The organism is Paenibacillus sp. J23TS9, from assembly GCF_018403225.1.
In the GTDB taxonomy this organism is placed as follows: Bacteria; Bacillota; Bacilli; order Paenibacillales; family Paenibacillaceae; genus Paenibacillus_AQ.
On the sequence record NZ_BOSG01000001.1, the window covers coordinates 1,490,646 to 1,512,070 of the forward strand.

At 44.6% G+C, this 21,425-nt stretch carries 19 protein-coding genes; 6 read left to right on the forward strand and 13 right to left on the reverse strand.

Annotated features, from left to right (window positions below; genetic code table 11):
• Positions 1–144: 144 nt before the first annotated feature.
• The 4 genes from KJS65_RS07205 to KJS65_RS07220 all read left to right on the forward strand — a co-directional run bounded on the left by KJS65_RS07205 (position 145) and on the right by KJS65_RS07220 (position 3,515).
• On the forward strand, positions 145–366 hold the full coding sequence (locus KJS65_RS07205) for an SHOCT domain-containing protein (protein ID WP_213649206.1): 222 nt from the start codon (positions 145–147) through the stop codon (positions 364–366).
• 45 nt (positions 367–411) lie between these two features.
• Positions 412–1,446 carry a DJ-1/PfpI family protein gene (locus tag KJS65_RS07210; RefSeq protein WP_213649207.1) on the forward strand — a complete coding sequence of 345 codons (1,035 nt, stop codon included), beginning with the start codon at positions 412–414 and terminating at the stop codon, positions 1,444–1,446.
• A gap of 53 nt (positions 1,447–1,499) precedes the next feature.
• Positions 1,500–2,150, forward strand: a complete 651-nt coding sequence (locus KJS65_RS07215) for a DUF2306 domain-containing protein (RefSeq protein WP_213649208.1) — start codon at positions 1,500–1,502, stop codon at positions 2,148–2,150.
• A 624-nt stretch (positions 2,151–2,774) separates the two neighbouring features.
• On the forward strand, positions 2,775–3,515 hold the full coding sequence (locus tag KJS65_RS07220; protein ID WP_244864423.1) for a YheC/YheD family protein: 741 nt from the start codon (positions 2,775–2,777) through the stop codon (positions 3,513–3,515).
• A gap of 161 nt (positions 3,516–3,676) precedes the next feature.
• Here KJS65_RS07220 and KJS65_RS07225 read toward each other — a convergent pair whose 3' ends face one another.
• The 6 genes from KJS65_RS07225 to KJS65_RS07250 form a co-directional block, all read right to left on the reverse strand.
• Complete coding sequence (locus KJS65_RS07225) at positions 3,677–4,759, reverse strand: Gfo/Idh/MocA family protein (RefSeq protein WP_213649209.1); 1,083 nt, start codon at positions 4,757–4,759, stop codon at positions 3,677–3,679.
• 18 nt (positions 4,760–4,777) lie between these two features.
• Entirely contained in the window at positions 4,778–5,761 is a 984-nt protein-coding gene (locus KJS65_RS07230) for a Gfo/Idh/MocA family protein (RefSeq protein ID WP_213649210.1), read from the reverse strand.
• 99 nt (positions 5,762–5,860) lie between these two features.
• Positions 5,861–7,522, reverse strand: a complete 1,662-nt coding sequence (locus tag KJS65_RS07235; protein WP_213649211.1) for a type 2 periplasmic-binding domain-containing protein — start codon at positions 7,520–7,522, stop codon at positions 5,861–5,863.
• A gap of 90 nt (positions 7,523–7,612) precedes the next feature.
• Positions 7,613–8,533: a carbohydrate ABC transporter permease gene (locus KJS65_RS07240; protein WP_213649212.1), complete on the reverse strand. Its 921-nt coding sequence runs from the start codon at positions 8,531–8,533 to the stop codon at positions 7,613–7,615.
• A gap of 31 nt (positions 8,534–8,564) precedes the next feature.
• Positions 8,565–9,515: an ABC transporter permease gene (locus KJS65_RS07245; RefSeq protein ID WP_213649213.1), complete on the reverse strand. Its 951-nt coding sequence runs from the start codon at positions 9,513–9,515 to the stop codon at positions 8,565–8,567.
• A 709-nt stretch (positions 9,516–10,224) separates the two neighbouring features.
• Positions 10,225–11,382 carry a GntR family transcriptional regulator gene (locus KJS65_RS07250; protein WP_213649214.1) on the reverse strand — a complete coding sequence of 386 codons (1,158 nt, stop codon included), beginning with the start codon at positions 11,380–11,382 and terminating at the stop codon, positions 10,225–10,227.
• Positions 11,383–11,614: 232 nt separating this feature from the next.
• Between KJS65_RS07250 and KJS65_RS07255 the strand changes: the two genes are divergently transcribed.
• Entirely contained in the window at positions 11,615–12,850 is a 1,236-nt protein-coding gene (locus tag KJS65_RS07255; protein ID WP_213649215.1) for an MFS transporter, read from the forward strand.
• A 149-nt stretch (positions 12,851–12,999) separates the two neighbouring features.
• On the opposite strand, the gene KJS65_RS30155 is transcribed toward KJS65_RS07255, so the two are convergent.
• The 4 genes from KJS65_RS30155 to KJS65_RS07270 form a co-directional block, all read right to left on the reverse strand.
• Positions 13,000–13,491 (reverse strand): DUF6596 domain-containing protein, encoded by a 492-nt coding sequence (locus KJS65_RS30155; protein WP_306432960.1) that lies wholly within the window; start codon positions 13,489–13,491, stop codon positions 13,000–13,002.
• 3 nt (positions 13,492–13,494) lie between these two features.
• Positions 13,495–13,686, reverse strand: coding sequence for a hypothetical protein (locus tag KJS65_RS07260; protein WP_213649216.1), 192 nt, complete (start codon positions 13,684–13,686; stop codon positions 13,495–13,497).
• Between the two features lie 181 nt (positions 13,687–13,867).
• Positions 13,868–14,395, reverse strand: coding sequence for a hypothetical protein (locus KJS65_RS07265; protein WP_213649217.1), 528 nt, complete (start codon positions 14,393–14,395; stop codon positions 13,868–13,870).
• 212 nt (positions 14,396–14,607) lie between these two features.
• Positions 14,608–15,495, reverse strand: a complete 888-nt coding sequence (locus KJS65_RS07270; RefSeq protein WP_213649218.1) for an AraC family transcriptional regulator — start codon at positions 15,493–15,495, stop codon at positions 14,608–14,610.
• 109 nt (positions 15,496–15,604) lie between these two features.
• Between KJS65_RS07270 and KJS65_RS07275 the strand changes: the two genes are divergently transcribed.
• On the forward strand, positions 15,605–16,507 hold the full coding sequence (locus tag KJS65_RS07275; RefSeq protein ID WP_213649219.1) for a DMT family transporter: 903 nt from the start codon (positions 15,605–15,607) through the stop codon (positions 16,505–16,507).
• A gap of 213 nt (positions 16,508–16,720) precedes the next feature.
• On the opposite strand, the gene KJS65_RS07280 is transcribed toward KJS65_RS07275, so the two are convergent.
• The 3 genes from KJS65_RS07280 to KJS65_RS07290 form a co-directional block, all read right to left on the reverse strand.
• Positions 16,721–19,384, reverse strand: coding sequence for an ABC transporter permease (locus tag KJS65_RS07280; RefSeq protein WP_213649220.1), 2,664 nt, complete (start codon positions 19,382–19,384; stop codon positions 16,721–16,723).
• Positions 19,381–20,067: an ABC transporter ATP-binding protein gene (locus KJS65_RS07285; RefSeq protein ID WP_213649221.1), complete on the reverse strand. Its 687-nt coding sequence runs from the start codon at positions 20,065–20,067 to the stop codon at positions 19,381–19,383. The genes KJS65_RS07280 and KJS65_RS07285 overlap by 4 nt, the downstream gene beginning before the upstream one ends.
• A gap of 113 nt (positions 20,068–20,180) precedes the next feature.
• Positions 20,181–21,425: a HAMP domain-containing sensor histidine kinase gene (locus KJS65_RS07290; RefSeq protein WP_213649222.1), complete on the reverse strand. Its 1,245-nt coding sequence runs from the start codon at positions 21,423–21,425 to the stop codon at positions 20,181–20,183.

Below are 21,425 nucleotides of genomic sequence, written 5' to 3' on the forward strand. Positions count from 1 at the left end.
TGATGTATTGTTTATTGTTTTGTGACTTTTTAACAACTTCGTTTGAGATATTCATTTGATATGATTTTTCTTGCGTACACGGAAGGCCAATATCGCGGGAAGTGACTTGTCCCCCACGCAGTAATCTGATGAAGGAGGTTTTCAATGGGATCGGAACATGGCAGTTTCTCATTTTTTCCATTCGGAGTTCTATTTTGTCTCACACTTTTTTGTTTTGTGGCAGTTCGAATCTATGCGATTCGTCATCGGTACGGGGATTACAATCAAAAGGACCTTGACATCGCACGGATTCTAAAAGGCCGGATGGCCAGAGGTGAAATTGACGAGAAGGAATATCACAGGCTGAAAGCTCTTCTGACAAAATAACAAATTTCTGATCGCTACAAGTTAAACTAATGGGGAGGTTTATGGATGTTAACGGTTCAAATCGTGCTTTTTGATGGCTTCGACCTTCTGGATGCCATTGCACCTTACGAGATCTTTTGCGCCGCTGCAATGCATGCTGAAAACGCATTATGCGTAGAATTCGTCACCGCCGAAGGGCCGAGGTCCGTGGTTAGCGGCATCAACGGGTTAAAAATTGAGGCCAGCGGCCGGCTGAACCCGGAACGTGCGGGTATCATTCTCGTTCCCGGCGCAGCCGGCGACGTCGAAGCAGACGGTCCTGATTCGATCCCGGCTATTCTAAACCGTGCAATGAATACAGAGTTGACCGGTATGATTGGACAGGCACTCGGGCACAAAGACATCGTCATCGCAACGGTTTGCGGAGGTTCCCTGCTGCTGGCCATGGGAGGGCTCTTGGAAGGCAGACCGGCAGTAACGCATCATCTGGGTATTGATGTATTAGGAGCAACCGGTGCCATTCCCGTTTCAGCACGCGTCGTGGACGACGGCAACCTGGTGTCCGGCGGCGGCGTTACTTCGGGACTCGATGTAGCGCTATATCTCGTTGAACGCGAGCTTGGACCTCGTATCGCACACGCGGTAGAGCAGCTGTTCGAATTTGAACGCAGGGGGACCGTTTGGAGAGAAACAGGAGTGGCGCCTGGCAGTCATAAAGCACCGACGGGGGATGAGCCGAACATCGCTACGGACATAGCGCCAATGACTTACGGCAGCCCGCATGACGAAGTCACGCAGGCATCTATCTTCGACGGGGATTGGGACACGACAATCGCTACGCCAGTCGGGAAACTGCAGGTCAAACTCTCCATCTCCACAACTAATGGAATAATCCAAGGGCAGGCAACTCAAGGGGATGAGACGATCGAGTTTGTAAATCCCGTACTTCTGGACAATAAGCTTATCTGGTCGCTGAGCATCACGAAACCCATACGCTTAAATCTGAAGTTCGAAGTTGACGCGGACGGAGATCAAATGACCGGAATCGCCAAGGCCGGGATACTGCCGGCATCAAAATTGACAGGCAAGCGGGTTTCCTGACCCGGAATTGTGGTTTGGTCATCAATTTGGAGCCGCGGGAGGGGATAGATTGCATGAAGAAGCTGAAAACATTATACGGACTTTTGGCCTGTGTCAGTATTGTATTTATCCTTTACGTCTTGGTGGAAAATTTTATAATCCATCCCGGAGCCGGGGCATTTTTAAGCCATAAAACCGGACTGAAGCGCGAGCTAAATCTCCCGGTCTGGCTAAACGTAATGCACGTTCATGTTACTTTTGCCTGTATCGCCATGGCGGCGGGGCTGCTCAACTTTTCGAATCGAATCTTTGAAAAGAGCCGAAAGTTCCATCGCATAAACGGCTACGTTTATTTGGTGTCCGTACTTCTTGTCGTGATGACTTCCGGATATATGGCGCCTTACGCCACCGGAGGAAAGATAAGCAGTATGGGGTTCAATGTGCTAAATATGATATGGCTGCTTATAACCATTACGGCGCTCGTCCAAATCAAAAAGAAACGGATCATCCGTCACCGGAACTGGATGATCCGAAGTTACGCCTTTTGTTTTACAAACATGTTGATTCATCTCATCACTTCACTTTTTCATCAGGGATTCGGTCTTGTTTATGCTACCAGCTATATCATTGGCGTTTATGGCTCCATTGTGTTGCTGCTGATCATTCCTAACATCATAATCAGAATTATCAGTCGATCCAGAGAGATTGTGATACCCCTTAAATGAGATGACCACTCTTAAGGTGAACGGATTTCATTCCATGCCTTGTTGTTTATCTATATCTGCCGCCACGAATGATTAGAAAGGTCCGACTATAAAACGTAGTCGGGCCTTTCTTTTCAAGGTATAAATTTATGATTCAGCATACTTAGTTTCACGCGGTTAGATCAGATACAAGTCGATCAGGGGACCGCTTTCCCCTTCCAACCTTCATATGATTACACAGTCCCGCCACTGCAAGGTATTTCGCTGGATCGGCAAATCCAATCATGCCACCCAAACCGGCATAGCCGAAAGCCATCGGGTTGCCGTACATGCCAATTCGTAAGTCAATACTTTGTCATCCCTTTATTTTTAGTGACAAGCAATCAAATAGGTATCCGCACTGTCCTGAACGGAGTCTGAAGCGTAACGTATGTGAATAAAGGAGATTGATCATTGCTTAGATAGAAGCGAACATTTCACCTTGTGAATTGATCCAAGTGACTGGAGGAATGCAACTGCTGAAGGATGAATCTGAAATAGCTGGCCTGAAACCTATGGTCTATTTTTTGATGAGAAAACCGTATTACCCCTGTTGAAACGTAAACCTATGAATTCCAGATTGCAAAGCAATTGGAGGTAGATCTTGTGAAAAAGGTGAAATATAAAATGGGGAAATTGGGAAAGTACGATTTCATGAGGAAATATAAAATGATACGCATATTCTTGCCAGACACTCGAAAAGCAACTTTGTCTAACATTAAAATAATGCTGGGATTGTATGGATCTGTTTACTTAAAACCCGATGAGGGAACAGGTGGTCATGGGATATATAGAATCACCAGGGGCAAAAATAGTCTTATTTTACGCACCGGTTCGAATTCGCGTATCTTTAGTTCATTAAATGACTTATATATTCCAATTCAAAGTATTCTAGTTAGGGATAAATATATTGTTCAAGAAGGAATTGAACTGTTGAAACACAATAATCGTCCATTCGATATTAGAGTTATGGTACAAAAAAATAGAAAAGGAACATTAGATGTTACGGGGATTATTGGAAGACAAGCGAAGCGTAATAAAGTAGTAACAAATTTTCATTCTGGAGGAACTCCCTTACCTATAGATACCTTACTCAAATCACATCTGAGTGGCGAATCAAGGAGAACGTTTATTCAAAAAATTGAGAAATTAGGGAAAGACGCAAGCACTGTCCTTGGTGGAAATTATAGAAGCAAACGGGCATTTGGAGTTGATATAGCAATTGATAATAAAATGAATCTCTGGGTCTTGGAGATTAATACCCGGCCTGACATGACCATCTTTAACACGTTGAAGAACAAAACGATGTACAACAGGATTCTAAGGTACTCAAAAAATAAGGGATGACTTGTTTTTTTATTCATCACGTATGCTGCATCATATCTTATCGGCAATCGGAACAGGTTCTTGTCTTGCGATAAGAACTTGTTCCGCTATAACAAAAAGCCTTCGTCTGGTTTTGACAAGAACATATATCGTTCTAACAAAAAACTCTTTATTTCACGTCCTTATTCCTTATCAAAATAAACGGTTTTTCCTGTATCTGCGGATATATACACCGCTTCTAATATTTGTGAAACAATCATAGCTTCCCTCGGTTTAACCAAGGGTTCGGTATCGTTCACGATACTGTGAATCCATTGTTTGGCCTCATACTCGAAATCTGTCATTTCTTCTCCCCTGAATAGCTCTCTTGCGTTCGGATTCACATCGATATGATTCAGGAACAAGCTCCCGTTCCTTTCGCCATTGATCCGTAGTTCATTTTTTATAAAATCCGCTCCTCCCTTCGTTCCGCAAAGCAGGTTGCCGCCACCTTCCGCAATGTTTAGGGCCCAACTGGTTTCAATGATGACTGTAGCTCCATTTTTAAATTTCACATACCCGAACGCCGAATCTTCGACCTCGAATTCGTTAGGATCCCAGGCTCCCCATTCATTCGCGGCATTTTCAGTATACTTCAGTTTATGGAAAACACTGCCGACGACACTCTCCGGCTCATAGTTATCCATCAACCATAAGATCAGATCAAGGGAGTGGGTTCCAATATCGATCATAGGACCGCCCCCCTGCTTTTCTTTATCAAGAAACACGCCCCACGTAGGTACGCCTCTTCTTCGGGTAGCGACAGCTTTTGCTAAATAGATATCTCCAAGTTCCCCATCAGCGATCATCTTTTTTAACAGTTGGCTTTTAGCGTTGGAACGATTCTGGTATCCGACGGTTAGCTTCTTGCCTGTTCGCAAGTGGGCTTCATACATCGCTTTAGCCTCCACACCTGTGACCGCCATTGGTTTTTCGCACATGACATGTTTGCCGCTTTCGAGAGCATCAATTGAAATCGTCGCATGAGAGCTGTTCGGTGTAAGCACATGTACGACTTCAATATCTTCTATCGCAAGCAGATCCTTGTAATTTGTAAACACCTTTGCGCTTGGTGTGCCGTATTTTTGTGCCGCTTCCTCGGCTCTTTCCGGCTTCAAATCGCAGAAGGCCACCATCTGTACATTGTCTAACTTGGACAAACACGGCATATGTTTGCCGCCCGCAATCATTCCGCAGCCGATGATCCCTACCTTTACGGTTCTCATTGAATTCCCTCCCCCGCGTTATTTGAACTCTACCGTTCGATTCTCCTTATGAGCGACGTATGCCCCTTCCAATAGCTCCGTCAATTTCTTCCCGTCTTCCAGTCCGAAGGGCATCGGATTGCCATGAATCAATGCGTCTGCCCATTGGATGATCGGAAGTGGCTGCTCTTGAGGGAGTTGATTGGGTGAAACCCATCCGGAAAAAGGTAAATCGAGCTTCTTCGAAATGACTCTGACTGTATCATCTGAGATGATCAAGGTGCCCTCCGTACCGTAAATCTCAAGAGCAGAAGGAGTATTGTACGTAACCAGGCTTGTTTCGACCAGTGCGACCGCATTGTTTACGAACTCAATAGAGCACTGCGCATTATCTTCTACTGCTCGATTGGTGAAATAATGAAACATGGATGTGATTCTTTTCGGCTTACCAAGCAGCCAACTGGCGATGTACATCGGATGACAACCCAAGTCCATCATGGCTCCGCCCCCTGTTTGCTTCTCATCATACCAGTAATCCGGGAGCCAATTATTCAAAGCACCATCGTGGCCATTACGAATGCGCAAAAGCGTAATGGCCCCTAATACATGGTCATCGATCAGCTGCTTCGCGAACAATTGGTGCGGCCTTGTGCGAGCGGGAAATGAAATGCAGAACTTGACGCCTGCTTTGCGTACTGCTGCAGAAATAAGGTCGCATTCTTGGACAGTAAGCGCCATGGCTTTCTCGGTAAAAATGTGTTTACCGGCCTCAGCGGCGGCTACCATGATGTCTGCATGCATACTTGTAGGAGCGTCAACCACGACTCCATCGATGTCCTCCCGTTGCAGCAGAGTGTCCAAATCCGCTTCAAAATCCGTTCCCAATTGGGCAGCCCACTCGCTTCCGCGTTCAGGCTGTTCGTCCCAGACGGCCGTGAGCTTAACGTTTCCATGATTTTGCAGCCTTCTTGCGTAATCTGCGGCATGCACATGCCACTTACTTAACATCGCAACGTTCAACATGCGTTTCCCCCCTGTAATCGTTTAATCAGATCATATGAATTTGAGTGCTGTTAAAAGAGATTTGGGATGGCAATGACGCCACCCCAACATGGACCTTCTTTAGAAACCTATATCATTTCTTTCTGCGGCTTTTTGAGCCACGAACGCCGCCATTTCATCCACGCCGGCAGCTTTGAATTTTTCTTGAACACTATGAAGCATTTTTAGAGCTTCTTCATCTGATGCCGCAAAAAACGCTTTCTTAAATTCCTCATCGAAATTCAAACTGCTGGTTTTACTTATAAAATCCTGATATTTGGGCCACTCTCTGGCAAGGTAGCTGGCGCTTACTTTGTCGATGATTTTGATAGGCATTTTAGCCGAGAAACTCTCCTCCAACTTTTGCCACTTCGTTTTTTGATCTTCAGGCGTAGGCCAAGTGACATCAGAGGAGAATGCACCGATGAACCTTCCTGGAAGATAGTTGAGCCCTGCGTCTCTTTTCAGATCCGGATTGTCATCGAATTGTTTTTTTACATCAGGAATCCATTGAGGTACCCCGTTTTCCATGGTATAGTGCGTTCCTTCGATTCCGAAATTCGCAAGCAATCGGCCTTCTTCGCTGTTGACATAATCAATATACCGCAATGCCGCATCGGGATCTTTGATGTTAGCGCTTAAGAAAAGGACAGGGAAACCGGAACGGCCGGGTTTTTCAACCTGAGTCCGAATGTCTCCGTTCTTATTCTTCATTGGTCCGAGTAGTTCATATTGCATTTCCGGATTTGTCTTATAAAGCGTTTTTTGTAAATCAGCTAACATCGGTTGGGCTCCGAATATGGCAAGCTTGCCCGTCGTGAGCTTTTCATTCGCTGTCGTACTCGTATTGTTGAAGGCTTCGAGATCAAACAAACCTTCCTTTATTAACTTTCTCATGTATAACAACCTAGCTTCATAATCCTTGGACTGCGTCCAGTGGATCAGTTTTCCATCCACTTCACGGAAGTCCGAAATCGAGTAATCCGTCCACCCGGCAAGGAATTGGCCGTAATCCCATCCGTTCCACATGGTTCCGGCCGGGATGACCGGCTTCCCTCCAATATCCTTGAAACCGCCATCTCTGATCTTGACCAATAGATCATATAGTTTGTCTTGTGTATCAATATCCTCCGGCTTAACATTTAAAGCTTTCAGGATATCTCCCCTGGCAAACAGGCCGTAATTCCAATTATGAATGCTCTCGGGGGTTCCGTCGGGGGTCTCCGTAGGAATGAGATACGTCTTGCCTTTAAAGTCGGGACTATTGAGATCGAACTCGGCAAAGTCCTTCGCGATTCCAGTGGTCACAAGTCTTTTAATATTCGGGTATTTATCGAGATAAGGGGTTAAATCCAGAAGCTGTCCTTCCGCGGCCGCCTTCTTGATTACTTGTCCTTCTCCTCCTGTTGTAGACCAGAAAGGTGCGTTAACAATATCCGGAACCGTGCCGGAAGCAAATATGGTGTTTAGTTTTTCTACTTCGCTTGTTGTGATGGATTCCAGGTTTAACGTTACCCCGGTTTTTTCCCTGATTTTTTGCGCTACGGGATTATTCTTCTGGTCTTGCGGGAAACCGGCTCCGCCACCGTTCCAAGCACTGAGGAAAGTCAAGGTTGCCGGCTTTATTTCATTCGTACCTGACTCTTTCGCCGTACCCGTATCAACCTTGCCTGTTTCCTCTTCTTTACCTGTCCCCGAGCATGCCGTCATGGTCACTAAAAGCAGTAAAGCGATCAGTGTCATACCAAGAACACTCCTACGCCTGTTTTTCCTCATCCTACAATCCCCTTCCATTGGACGTTTTTATATAAAAGGCTTACCCTTTTATACCAACTACTCCTTAAGAGAACCTACTAGGACCCCTTTTACGAAATACTTCTGAAGAAATGGATATACACAGATGATCGGGGTCGTGATAATGATGACGAAAGTCATCCTCAAGGCTTCCGGTGTTACACCTCGCAGTTCCATCTGAGACTCAGTCATGTTTTGAATAGCAGATCCGCTATTACCCGACGACGACGTCATCGACTGGAAAGACGCTTCGCTGATCATCTTGTTAAGGAATGTAGCTGCTGGCTGCAGTTTCTCATTCTGTATGAAAAACTGACCGGTAAACCAGTCATTCCACACGCCCACCCCGACAAACAAGGCAATGGTAGCAAGTACCGGCATCGATAGAGGCAGGATGATTCTTGCAAAGACCGACAACTCGCTAGCTCCGTCTATTCGGGCCGATTCCGACAGACCATCAGGGATCCCGTCGAAGAAGGTTTTCATGATGATCGCATTGAAAAAACTATATAGGGACGGCAATACCAACACCCAAAACGTATCCAGGATATGTAACTGCCGGTACAGGATAAAAGTCGGAATAAGACCCCCGCTGAACAATGTGGTAAAGAAAAAGAAGAATACGATATATTTTCTTCCGGGCAAACCTTTCCGCGAAAGTGCGTACGCTAATAAGGCCGTCAAAAATACGGAGCCAATTGTTACCACAAGCGTTCGGGAAATGGAAATGTAAAACGAATTTAAGATCAAAGGATTGCTAAAAGCTTTCGCATAGTTTTCTAGTGTAAATACTCGAGGAAAAAAGTAGATTCCACCCTTCATCGCATCGTAGCCGTCATTGAAAGAAAGGGCTAGAAAATAGATGAATGGATAGAGTGCCGTAGCGCAGAATAAAAGCATCACCGAATAGTTCAGCGTCATATATAATCTATCTGCCAGCGTCAGCCTTCTTACACCCATATACACACCTCCTCATCATCAGCGCTAGTTATTACCATAACGATACGTCACTCACGCGTTTGGATATTTTATTTACCGCAACAATGAGAAACAGTGAGATCGCGGACTTGAATAAACCAATGGCCGTGGAATATGCTAATTGCCCCTGTTGGAGGCCTGTTTTTAAGACATACGTGTCCAGAATTTCCGATACGCTTAATGTTGCTGGGGACTGCATCAACCAGATTTGGTCAAAACCCGCGTTCAGTATTCCGCTGAGGGAGAATATGAGCAATATGGCTATCGTTGGCGTCAGGCATGGAAGCGTGATTTTGAATAGTTTGCTCCATCGACCTGCTCCGTCGATTTCTGCAGCTTCATACAAGTGCGGATCGATATTCGTTAATGCGGCTAAATAAATAATCGAGCCCCAGCCTATACCTTTCCAGATGTCGGAAATGATGACCAATGGGTAGAATAATTCCGGCTTTCCCATAAAAAAGATCGGATCCAAACCCATTTGATACCGAATGTCATTGATAAGCCCCACGTTCGGAGACAGGATTTTTTGAAGTAAGGTAACGACAACGACCCACGAGACGAAGTGCGGCAGATAGGAAACCGTTTGAAACACTCTTTTAAATTTTTTGTGCATGACTGCATTGAGCATTAAGGCTAGGATCAACGGAGCCGGAAATCCGAAAATAAGTTTAAGGGCACTAATGGATAACGTATTCCGGAGTACATCGTAAAAACTGGAATCATTTAAAAACTGTTCGAAATATTTAAAGCCTGCCCACGGACTCCCCAATATCCCCAGATTGAATTTGTAATCCTTGAACGCGATTAAAATGCCGTACATCGGATAGTAAGCAAAAACCAGAAACCATATAATAGCAGGAAGAATAAATAAATAGATATGCCTGAAACTCCATATTTTAACTAGTTTTCTGTTCTTTTTTAATTGTTCAAATCCAGGGATAACAACATCTTTGGATACCATTCTCCGAACACCTCCTACATCTTCGTCGTACTGGATAGAGCGGTCAATCTAAGGGTCATAATCTCGAAAGGTGTGAAGGTAAGGCTCAGTGTCTGGTCGTTGATATCCAGTGGCTCTATGCGCTCTTCCAATAAACCGGCAAGCTATGCTTCAGACATCTGAAAGCCTGTGTACAGGTTCACCCAGACGGTAACGTTTAAATTCGAAAGTAGAACATAAATGGACTTCTCCAGCTCGTGAACATTGATATCAAAAATTCCGGTCTCACTTTTTCGTAAGGAATATAGCGACTGTCCCCCTCCTCTATTGCAAACGGTTTCATTTATATAGTTTAAATATATTCAATATGGTGTAAGAAAAATTCCTTAATTTCTTCATTTAGATAAAAAGTAACCGGTTGAAAAGAAGTTCTGGCGGTTTCGTTCATTAATTGGGTGATACATGGAGAAAGGAAGCTGCTGTTGGCCATGTGGGGATCCTGTTCTTGAGGTTATCGATAACGGGTTAAGCGACCCGTTTTCCGCCTTCTTTTCAGGCGCTTTTATTCCTTGGTAAGGATACATCATATTCAATATATACATGAATCAATTTCATTAGACCCGACCTAATAGAAGAGTCCAACTGGCCTCGTCCCCCTTGTCAGGTTCGAATCGAAGGCCCGTCGGACTCGTTAACAGGTAACATATATTTAAGGAGAAACGGGGGGATATCATGAGGAGAAAATGTTTTTCCCCGTCGTCTCGCCTATCACCAATTCCGGCTCCACTAGCGTTTTAATGTATTTTCCGTGTTGCCCGTCATCACTGTGAATAACCTCAAGCAGCGTGTAAGCCGCGCGGTAGCCCATGTCTCGTTCAAACTGTTTAACATGCGTAAAAGTGCTGTATCCTTCGATGATAGAAGTCGGATCGTCAAAACTGATGATTGATATATCCTCAGGCACCTTCAATCCAACTTGACGCGCAATCTGATAAATTTTCACTCCAAGACTTCCATTTAGCGTAATATAAGCCGTAGCCATTCGATTTTGGATATAGCGGTACAGCGGATGTGTTTCGGCTTGCTCAAGGCTTCCGATTTCAAAACCGGTTACGATGTGGGCAGGGTTAATTAAAGCTCCCTTTTCCTTGAAGGCATTCATATATCCATCGATCCGCTCTTGAACGGTAACGGTTTGTAACGGCGAATCGGAGCATATCGCGATATCACGATGCCCAAGCTCCCACAGGTAATTTACGGCCATGTTAACGCCTAGCCTACCGTCTGATGCTATATAATGAGTTTCCACCCCTGGGAGGTAACGGTCGATGAGAACGAACGGAAATCCCGCAAATTTCATGCTTAGTATTTCCTCGTTGAACAATTCCTCGTCAACCGGGAAAATCAGTAACCCTTCCACTCCGATTTTACTACATGTCTGGATAGCCTCTTTTTCCTTATCAATGCTGCCCTCCGATAAATAGATAATGCAGCGGTAATCGTTTTCATTTAATGCTTGCTGAATACCATGTACAAGTCTAATGGTGAAATAGTCATAGATGCTGGGCATAATGAGACCGATCAATCGTGTCCGCATTTCTCCGCTAGTTTTCTGGATAGGCTTTACGGCACCTTTAGGAACTGTCGTTGAAATTTCAAATTCAGGATTGCTTACAAAAGTCCCCTTTCCGGGCACCCTAGTGATGATTTTTTCGTTAACCAAACCGGACAGGGCATTAACAACGGTAATTTTGCTTACACCGAAACGCTCCATGAGTTCCTTTTCCGTAGGTATACGGTCTCCAACCTTTAATATCTGCGACGTTATCAAGTCTCGTATATACTCTTGAACCATCTGATACAAAGGTATTCTTTCCGTTGAGTTCATCCGAATCACCACATTTCAATTCAATATGTTCAATATATAAATTACGAATGACGCTATCGTTTTATTCCTCCACATTCCCCTTCTATTATAATGAATTAATTGAGCAACTTTTTTATAAAAGCCCTGCTTAGCAATGGATGAGTCTGCTTTTACATTTTGTAAGGAATATTCAACTAAAGGTCGAAGTATTGTCATAATTATAATTATTCATGGTTTACAGGGGGGACTGAAGTTGAACGCACTTGCCAAGCGGCATCGTTTTACAAATCGCTACACCGTATTAATCAGCTTTACGATACTGGCAGGTATCAGCCAAATGCTCTGGCTTAATTTTGCTCCCTTGATTACAATGCTGGAAACAACTTATCATGTGACGGAATCGGATATCAACTGGCTGTTGATTGTTTTTCCGCTCATTTATGTGCTTCTTTCCATCCATGCCGGAATCGTCATTGACCGCAATGGCTACCGGTTCGGGATCGGAATCGGCGGCTTACTTATGGCCATATTCGCCTGTGTTCGGATGATGGACTACAGTTTTATGTGGCTGCTGATTGGACAGATTGGGATTGCCATTGGGCAGCCGTATGTAATAAACGGGATTTCCAAGCTGGTGGTCGATTGGTTCGGTCAAAAGCAGCAGGCAATGGCGACCGGAGTGGGAACCGCTGGCATGTTCGCAGGTATGGCCCTAGCGCTTGCAGGTACACCGATGCTTGTAGACGCGGCAGGACTTCAAATGACAATGGCCATTTTTGCGGTGATCACGATCGTGTCGGCAGTGTTCTTTGCGCTTGTAGCGTATCCAAATCCGCTAAATAAGCTGGATGAACGGATGATAGGTGAATCCGGCGGTATCAGCTGGCGAGATTATATTCCGCTGCTGCGTAATCGGCAGCTCCTTTTGATTTCGGTCATTGCGCTGCTCGCACTCGGCTTCTTTAACGGCCTGACCTCATGGCTTGAGCCGATTCTAAAACCAAATGGCATTGATGCCGAAGGGGCGGGCTTGATCGGGGGAATGCTGATCATTGGAGGTATCGTTGGTTCGAGCATCATTCCAGGTATATCCGATAAGCTCGGTACGATGAAGCCTTTCCTGTGGATTAGCTGCCTGATCTCCATTGTGCTGGTCTATTTGATATGTACTATAGATCAATATATGCTTCTGCTTGTTTTGGGCGCTGTGCTCGGATTCATCTTCCTGCCCGGTTACGCTTTGCTGCTGTCGCATACGGAGCGTCTGGCTGGTGAGCGATATGCCGGAGAGGCGACGGGACTGATTATGCTGACCGGAAACCTAGGTGGCGTGCTTGTCATATTGGGTATGCAGCTTGTAAAAGGGGACAGTGCTTCGTGGATCAACTCGGTGTATTTAATGCTGGGACTGCTTGTGTTGTGCGTGATTCTGGCACTTAACATCAAAGAGGGCCGCTCCACTCAATTGAAAATTAATCATAAGCGCTAGTGAAAAATAATTTACTTTGTTTCGTCAATCGCTTTGTATTATTGGGTAAATCTCACTTACGTTTGAATGCTGTCAATATTACATATATCATTTGTGATTCATCACTAAGACCCATTTCGTATGAGGGCATTTTCTATTTCAGTAGGAATTCAAGAATGAGGATCATCAAGACGCAGTAGGACCTTGTCGTCTTGTGTTGGGCGATGGGTCCCCTCGATGTCTGTGACGGCAAGTTTAAGGCACCCTAGTAGGGTGCCCTTCGGAGACATTTTTTCGATGCCACATTTATTTATATCGCGGAAGCCTGACGGCTTAGAAATTGCCGGACAGAAACATCTGTGATTAAGTCCACTAGCAATGGTTGCCAACAGACCATAGACCTCAGGTTTGCGGGGGGCCAATTGGAGAAGCAGCCTTCCCAGATAGATTGCTTCCTCCGCCAATCTTCTTCTAGGAGAATCGGCCATGGCTGCCTCGTCCCACCCACTCCCGTAAGCAGCATAGATGGCCTCCAGAACGGAATCGAGGCGATCCGGAATCTCTTGCATTTCAAATGTGAGGCGTTCGGCACGGATTTTTGCTTTTGCCCTCGTAAGACGCTCGCCTGAACGGAGTCCAATTCCTTCACATATCGCGACCATAGTCTATGCCTTCTCATACCGCTTTGTTCCAGTTATCGGCAACGTCCAAGGCTTCTGAAAATTCTCAGGTTGCTTCAAAATGTAATGCTCGAGAAAAGCCCACGCAATGCCAAATATGAGAGCAAAACCTTGATGCAGCTCATCCGCTTCCGACGGTTCCTCTGTCTTTCTCGTGATTTTATGTTCGCGGTACATATCGATAATCTTCTAAATCGCCTCTATTGTGGCAACCTCTCAAGTTCTCCAGCTTGCATAAAGGCTTCTGAATGTATTCCCTTTTTATTTAACGAATACCAAGTGTTCAGCCCCAACAGCCATTAGGAAGGTCTTTATCGAGCAATTTAAGTGTCTCAAGGTTAAAGGATTTATTGTCCCCCTACACTTCCCACCAACTAATATTGATGGATAATTGAGTGTTGGCTACTGAATTTTCCAATAGAATGTAATATGTTTGATTTGTCGTCATGGGTGGAATGACCCGTTCGCCGTTTAAATCAACGTCTACTGCTCCTCCCAATTGGTGCACTACTTGAAATAGTACACCGCCACTTGTCGGGTTTGCATTTTGCGAAACCCAACTTCCAGTGACTACACTCGCATCGGGATAGGCCCAATTGGCATTTCGAGGTGTCGCCGATGTTCCACTAACGTTCAGAGTCGCATTACGATAGAGACTAAGAATCGTGTCAGATGATGATGAAGCTCGAATGTTATCAAATCGTATCGTCTTTCTTGAATTTGCAGGAACAGTTAATTGTAGTGCCAGGAAACCGTTCGCTTGGATAACTGACTGGTTTCCTGTTGTGATTACATAATAATCCCCTGATTGAGCCGCTGTATAAGATGGCTCCGCAGAACCTAAAGGATCATGGAGGGGATAATTGAAAACATGGTTATTCGGCAACGTTTCCCACCCACTTTCATAACGTTTGATCCTATATTTTATGTACTCTAGTAGAGGAATGCGTGTGTCAATAACATCACTTATCCATAAGAAAGGGACATGTTTTCACTTAGGAGGTAAATTTAATAAAATAGCGGCAAACGGATGCTTAATTTCGCACATGCTCCTTCAGATCATTTAAACAAGTGACTGCCGTCGCGTCCTGATAACAATCACGCATCCATTTTTGATTTTTTGTAGGCCAGCGGCGTCATGTTCATTGACTTTCGAAATCTTTCAATAAAATAGCTGGTGCTGTTAAAACCAACCTTATAGGCCACTTCCGTAACGTTAGAACCGTCTTGCTGCAGCAGGAGCAAACTTATCTGAAGCCTGTAATCCATCACATAATTCAGCGGAGTCGTGTTTAGAATCCGTTTGAAATAGCGGCAGCATTCCGAACGGCTCAATTGACCGGCCCTGGCGATATCATTTAATGTGATTTTTTCTGCGTAATGGATATCGATCCAGCTTAACATCTGCTTCATCCGCTCACTTTTGACTGCTTCCGAAGGGTCGTATGTGAGTTGAAAACAGTTCATGATTAAGTTTTTCCACATACATGTCAGATGCATCGAAACATCGATTTCAAAGTTTAGCGGTTTTCGTTGAATGCAATCATGAATGCACATCATGGCTTCTAAAATGCTTTTTCCCCAAGGCTGATAAGAATCCAAATACAAATAAGATAAATTTGTCGCTTGGATATACGGGGCAACATGCGTTGCGTAAAGCTCTCTCGGTACCACAAAATGAGGAGAAACATTTAAACAGATATAGACGCAGCCCGATTCATTTCTATCTTCCGCCATGTGCAAGCAGCCGCTGTTGATAAAGATGCCTTCGCCCTGCCGAAGGATGAATTTCTCTTCATTAATTTGAAAAACGGCCTCTCCTTTGACAATCCGAACAAACTGAATTTCATCATGCCAATGGAGCGGTATATGTCCGTGAATGTTTTGGGTAATCGTCGTTTCGTAACAAGCAACCGGGAGTATGACTGTTCGATGCTCGGTTCGTTCCTTTAAGTTTTGGTCGATCCTGAAATCTTTGATTTGCAAATGACCACTGCCTCAATATATTTATATTTTTATATCCAATTACGGTATTTTCGCTCAAAATTTTCACCTATTATAACACTATTATTACATTTAAGGTGGAGAATGAGTCATGAATACAGCTGAAAAAAAGGGATTATTTCTTGTTACCACAGGAGCGATATTTTGGGGGATCAGCGGTACCGTCTCCAAAAAGCTCTTTCAGCAAACCACAATCGAAGTCAATTGGCTTGTAGCGACTCGTTTGCTTATCGCCGGGATTCTACTGTTGACCGTTCATTTTCTGTTTAAAGAACGCTCGCAAATACTTGGCGTATGGAAAAATAAAAGATCTGCTGTTCAACTCATTATTTTCGGTTTGGTCGGTATGCTTTCGGTTCAATATACGTATATGGCGTCGATTCAGCACGGGAATGCGGCCGTGGCAACGCTGCTGCAGTACTTAGCTCCAGTCATGATCATTATCTATTTGATTCTGCGGAAGCAAATGACTTTCACGCGTAAGGATTTGCTGACCGTTCTCCTTGCTCTCGTGGGCTGCTTTCTCTTGTTGACGAACGGCTCCGTTTCCCAAATTTCCGTACCGACCGCTGCCATGGTTTGGGGTGTTTTATCTGGAATAGCCCTGGCCTTCTACACTTTGTACGCAGTTCCGTTATTGAAGCAATACGATTCCCTCGTCATTGTCGGATGGGCGATGATGATCGGCGGCTTGGGACTAAGCTTGATCCACCCTCCTTGGCAAATCGATTTTAAAAGCCTTTCGATCGAGACCTATCTGTATCTTATATTCGTAATTCTATTCGGCACAATGATCGCATTTTGGTTTTATATCGAAAGCTTGCAAAGTCTTTCCCCTAAAGAAACAAGCCTTCTAAGCAGTTTGGAACCGCTGGCTGCCGTGATCACAACCGTATTTTGGTTAAAAGAGCCCTTTGGTTTTTTTCAATGGCTGGGTACGGCATGTATTATCGGGTTGATTTTGGTATTGACATCAAGTAAAAAGGCATCTTAATTCCCAAGCAAATGGAAGCCACGCCGGAGCCATGATTCCCGGAGGACGAATTTCGAAGAATGTTTAGATGGTTATACAAATCATAAAAACAGGCTCCTGTTAAATTTTACAGGAGCCTTCTATCTTATCACTATGCCGTTTAACGGAGATCCTTAGATACTTGGAACAGCGCGTCCAATCCTTAGATTCAGCCATTGATTTTATCAAAAGAGCCTAATTCTCCTTCCGAAGCGCATCGATGATATTTACTTTATCCAGCCGATACATCGGCCCAATCGTTGCGAGAAGTGTCGAAAACAGGGCACCAACAAATGCAATTCCGATATGGAGCCATGGGATCACCCAAGCGGTTTCGAACGCCCCAGCGAAAAGCACATGTATTCCGTAATCCAGACCCGTGCCAATCATGATTCCGATTACGCCAGCAAACACACCATAAAAAACGGCTTCTAAAATGATCATTTTTCTCACTTCATCCCGGGTCATGCCGATGGCCTTAAGGACTGCAAACTCTTGAGTGCGGAGGATCAGATTCGTGCTGACTGTATTTACGATATTCAAGAAAGCAATCAATACAATGACGCCGATAAAACCGTAAAGCAGTATACCGAAAGTCTTGGAATCATTTTTGGCTTTGGCAACCTCCGCCACTCGATCCAGGTAGTTAAACCCCGCATCTTTTTCTTTTAATGTTTGAAGATAGTCCCTTATCGGTTGGTTCGGTATATCAGAGTGAGCAAGAATAAATATTCTGGAATAAGCGTCGGTTCCCATTATTTTCGCGTATACTTTCGGTGTCGTAATAAAGGAAAGAACTTCGCTGTCACTATATTCCTGCGACAACAAATCATGATCCGCAATTCCGACCACCGTCACGGTTTGGTATCCTTTACGGCTTCTGTCAAATGTTCGGATTTGGATGCGATCCCCAATTTTGAAATGGGTTTGATCAATAATCAGCTGTTTGCCTTTTTCCGTCAGCATTTTAATTTTTTGCTGAACGATCACGCCGTTCTCCCGGTCCATTAGATCTTTGTCGATTTTCCCGGCCGAGAGTTTGGATTGCAGATCATCCAGCCCATTGTCCCCGTAGGAGACGAGGGAGTTATTGCTTGTCCGATATCCCTCTCCTTCAGGAACGACATATCGATCCTTTCTTAAATCATAATATGAGGGATTGATCTTATCCTTCGGGATGATGGCCATCACTTGATCGCTGTAAAACTTGTAAGCTTTCCGAACGGCATCAAGCCGGGAAATATGCTGATACACCGCGTCATCCATTCGTTTGGAAGGACCATCATAGGAAATCGAATAAGAATACTGTGTGCCTGTGACCTGAGTTGCTTGCTGCATGAACTGGGCCAAACCGCTGAAGACGATAAATAAAATAATACTAATAATCATGGAAAAGGCTGTAATCCGGAACCGTTTCTTGTTCCGCTGCAGGTTTCTGGCGGCGAATTGTCCTATGATACCGAACAGCTTTTTCGCGATCAGGGACTTGTTGACCTTAGTGATAGGTTCAACCTTCGTGGACCCCGTACTCTTTAGCGCTTCTAAAGGAGAAACGCGGGCTGCTTGTCTTGCAGGTCCAATGGCGGAAAGAAACACGCTCAACAAGCCCAATAGGCCGGCAGATACCAGAATCGGCAAGGAGATCACCATTCTCATATCGTTTAAGTAACCTAGCGTCAACAAACTGATATTATAAAACAAAAACTTCATAAAAAGACTTCCCATAAGAAGTCCGATGGGGATGCCGATCAAGCTCAGCAGTGCCGCTTCTTGAATCACGATTTTGCGAATCTGGGCCGGCGTCGCTCCAATGCATCTCAGCATGCCAAATTGTGAAATTCTCTCCAACACAGAAATATGAAACGTATTATAGATGACGGCAATGGTACAAATCAAAATAATTACAATGACGGCTGCGTATGCCAGGATCAAGCTATGATTCACACCCTCATAGGTGCTTTTGCCATACCATTTAAGCAGCTCATTATTGTACTCTATTCTTACATTATTAACAGAATGATCTCTGCCCAGCTGCATAGCGGAACCCTGCTCGGCATCACGTGCATCACGCAGTTGTAAAGTGGACATCATCACTTCCGTTTTCTTCTGGATGTGATTCAAAGATTTCATCTTGATGTAAATGAAGTACTTTTTGTTATTGTCGAATGTCTGGTTATCGTTGAAAGTAATAGCCGGAAAGATATAACTGGATGACCAATTTCCCGTTGGCGGCTTCATAAAGCCGACGACGGTATATTCTTTTTGGGATTGCGCTTGGAAGGCTTCGTCAAGATCCCAGCCAAAATCACCAATACCGTTAATTTTCTTGTCTTCACCTGTGGACGCCACCTTCCGAATCCCAAGCTGGAGCTTCAGCTTATCGCCCAGTTTCGGTTTTTCTGAAAAGTAACTCAAACTCGATGATGAAAGCATAATCTCATTCGGATTTGTAGGCAGCCTGCCCGAGTCAAGCTGTACCTGAAGCATGTTTAGCGCATTCGCGTCAAATCCCTTGACATTCAAGTATCTATAGGGCGCCGCAAACGAATCTTCCTGCTTTTCTTTCTCCGTTGTTTCCTGAATGACGGCATAACCTTCCCTGCTGATGAGGCCGGAGCTTTTTACGGTTGCATTGTTTTCTATTTTCGGGACGGCTTCTCCTGAAATGCCATGAATGGAGACATGATAATCTCCGAAATCCCGCATGGTTTGTCTGATGGATTTATCCCAATAGCTCAAACCGATCGTCCCAATCGAAGTTAGAAGCGTAACCGATAAGATTATCCCGAAGATCGTAAGCAGGGACCTTTTTTTCTGTCCTTTTAAATATTTTCCGGTAAGGCTTGTATAGCTATTCACCGTTCACTCACCTCATTTGGCTGCAGGAGGACGCCGTCTTCGATTTTCACAATACGATCTGCGGTTTTGGCAATATTTAAATCATGCGTGATCATAATCAACGTCTGATGATATTTTTTAACGGAGAACGTAAGCAGGTCCATAATTTCTTTGCTGCTTTGACTATCCAGATTTCCGGTGGGCTCATCTGCTAATATAATCGAAGGTTTATTGATTAATGCCCGTCCAATGGCCGTTCTTTGCTGCTGCCCGCCTGACAGCTCGGATGGAAGATGGTTTTTCCGTTCGGTCAGACCTAATAACCCCATCAGTTCCTGCACATATTTTTCATCAACTCTTTTGTTCTCCAATAGCATCGGCAGCTTGATATTTTCCTCCGTGGTTAGGACCGGGATCAGATTATAGGACTGAAAAACAAATCCGATTTTTCGTCTGCGGAATATGGCGAGTTCCGTTTCGTCTTTGGCATAAAGATCTGTTCCGTCTATGATGACCTGTCCGCCAGATGGCTGGTCCACTCCGCCTAAAAGATGCAGCAAGGAGCTTTTCCCTGATCCGCTGGCTCCCACAATGGCTACAAATTCCCCTTGATGAACAGAGAAATTCACGTTTTTTAAAGCTTCAATCTTGGCCTCTGCACTTCCATAGGTTTTGCATAAATTCACGGTTTTTAGGATTTCCACTTGCGTACCTCCTGAGCTTAAGTTCACTTCGTATGTTTTCGTATGTTTGTTATTATAAACATCGAAGCTTACGACAAAGTGAAGAGGAAGCTTACGATAATGTAAGCTTCCTCTTACCTATCCCCTTTATGAAACGAAACTTTGAATTCCGTTCCTCGCCCGGGCTCACTAGAAACGGTGATGATACCGCCCTGTTCTTCAATAATGGATTTGGATAAGGATAAACCAATTCCGATGCTTTGTGACTTGGTCTTGCCTCCGCCTCGATAAAACCGTTCAAAGATGTGGGGCAAATCTTCCGGGGAAATGCCCTCACCCTGATCTCGGATGATTAACGTTGTAAACAATGGATTTTCCTCTAAAGTGATATCGATGATACCCTCTGGCGGCGAGTGTTCCATCGCATTTTTCATTAAATTAATCAAGGCTTCGGTCAGCCACTCTTCATCCGCTCGAACGCACAAATCCCGGTCCCCATGAATGTGGATTTTCTGGGTCTTTTGCTCGGCTAGCATACGCAGCGACTGTACAGCATGATCGATTATTTCTCTTAGCCGGATGTGTTCCTTATGAAATCGGATTGCTCCGGCTTCGACCCGTGCCAGCTTCAATAAACTGATAATCAGCCATTCCATTCGTTCAAGCTGCTGTCCGCTCCGTTCCAGAAATTTCTTTCGTATTTCTTGCTTCATATCCGGATCATTCAGCAAATTCTCATTAAAAACGATCAGGGATGCCAGCGGCGTTTTGAGCTGATGCGAGATATCGGAAAGCAGGTTGCGTAAAAAGGTCCTCTCTTGTTTAAGCTGCTCCAGGCTGTTATGTAACCTTTCAGCCATCGTGTTAAAGCTCCGTCCTAAGGCGCCAAAGTCTCCTTCAATGTTATCGGGAAGCCTCTTCTCCAGCTGATGCTCAACAATTTGCTCCGCGGCAATGGATATGGTTCGAATCTTTTCGAATATTTTGCGGTACTCCCATAACAATAACAGCAGAAATGGAATGCAAAAAAGCAAAACTGCAGCTGCTGTTTTCGTGGATAAAGCGTTATTTGCGAATACAGGCTGATCTCCTACGGACATGTTCTCCTTATAGGCATATTGTGCCAGGACGCGTTTTCCCTCTTCAATTTCACTTTGTTGAGCCCCCTGGGTGATCAAATGTATCATGTCGTTTTCCAACTGAGGATCTTGCTTCAATACGTGACCCACCAGAGCGGCATTCTGATTAACCAAGGCATGATGGATCTGGCCCACTTGATGATTCAAAAAAAGGTACATGATGACCGCTAACATCAAATGTATTGCAATGACTTTAACGACGATGGATTTCCACTCCGGATTACGGACAACATCAAGCAT

What these genes read in the sequence shown, in the direction of transcription:
- KJS65_RS07245 (WP_213649213.1), bottom strand. Translation starts at nt 9,515, where the DNA reads ATGGTATCCAAAGATGTTGTTATCCCTGGATTTGAACAATTAAAAAAG.
- KJS65_RS07250 (WP_213649214.1), bottom strand. Translation starts at nt 11,382, where the DNA reads ATGAACTCAACGGAAAGAATACCTTTGTATCAGATGGTTCAAGAGTAT.
- KJS65_RS07230 (WP_213649210.1), bottom strand. Translation starts at nt 5,761, where the DNA reads ATGTTGAACGTTGCGATGTTAAGTAAGTGGCATGTGCATGCCGCAGAT.
- KJS65_RS30155 (WP_306432960.1), bottom strand. Translation starts at nt 13,491, where the DNA reads ATGGTCGCGATATGTGAAGGAATTGGACTCCGTTCAGGCGAGCGTCTT.
- KJS65_RS07215 (WP_213649208.1), top strand. Translation starts at nt 1,500, where the DNA reads ATGAAGAAGCTGAAAACATTATACGGACTTTTGGCCTGTGTCAGTATT.
- KJS65_RS07275 (WP_213649219.1), top strand. Translation starts at nt 15,605, where the DNA reads ATGAATACAGCTGAAAAAAAGGGATTATTTCTTGTTACCACAGGAGCG.
- KJS65_RS07260 (WP_213649216.1), bottom strand. Translation starts at nt 13,686, where the DNA reads ATGTACCGCGAACATAAAATCACGAGAAAGACAGAGGAACCGTCGGAA.
- KJS65_RS07210 (WP_213649207.1), top strand. Translation starts at nt 412, where the DNA reads ATGTTAACGGTTCAAATCGTGCTTTTTGATGGCTTCGACCTTCTGGAT.
- KJS65_RS07290 (WP_213649222.1), bottom strand. Translation starts at nt 21,425, where the DNA reads ATGCTTGATGTTGTCCGTAATCCGGAGTGGAAATCCATCGTCGTTAAA.
- KJS65_RS07240 (WP_213649212.1), bottom strand. Translation starts at nt 8,533, where the DNA reads ATGGGTGTAAGAAGGCTGACGCTGGCAGATAGATTATATATGACGCTG.
- KJS65_RS07205 (WP_213649206.1), top strand. Translation starts at nt 145, where the DNA reads ATGGGATCGGAACATGGCAGTTTCTCATTTTTTCCATTCGGAGTTCTA.
- KJS65_RS07225 (WP_213649209.1), bottom strand. Translation starts at nt 4,759, where the DNA reads ATGAGAACCGTAAAGGTAGGGATCATCGGCTGCGGAATGATTGCGGGC.
- KJS65_RS07235 (WP_213649211.1), bottom strand. Translation starts at nt 7,522, where the DNA reads ATGACACTGATCGCTTTACTGCTTTTAGTGACCATGACGGCATGCTCG.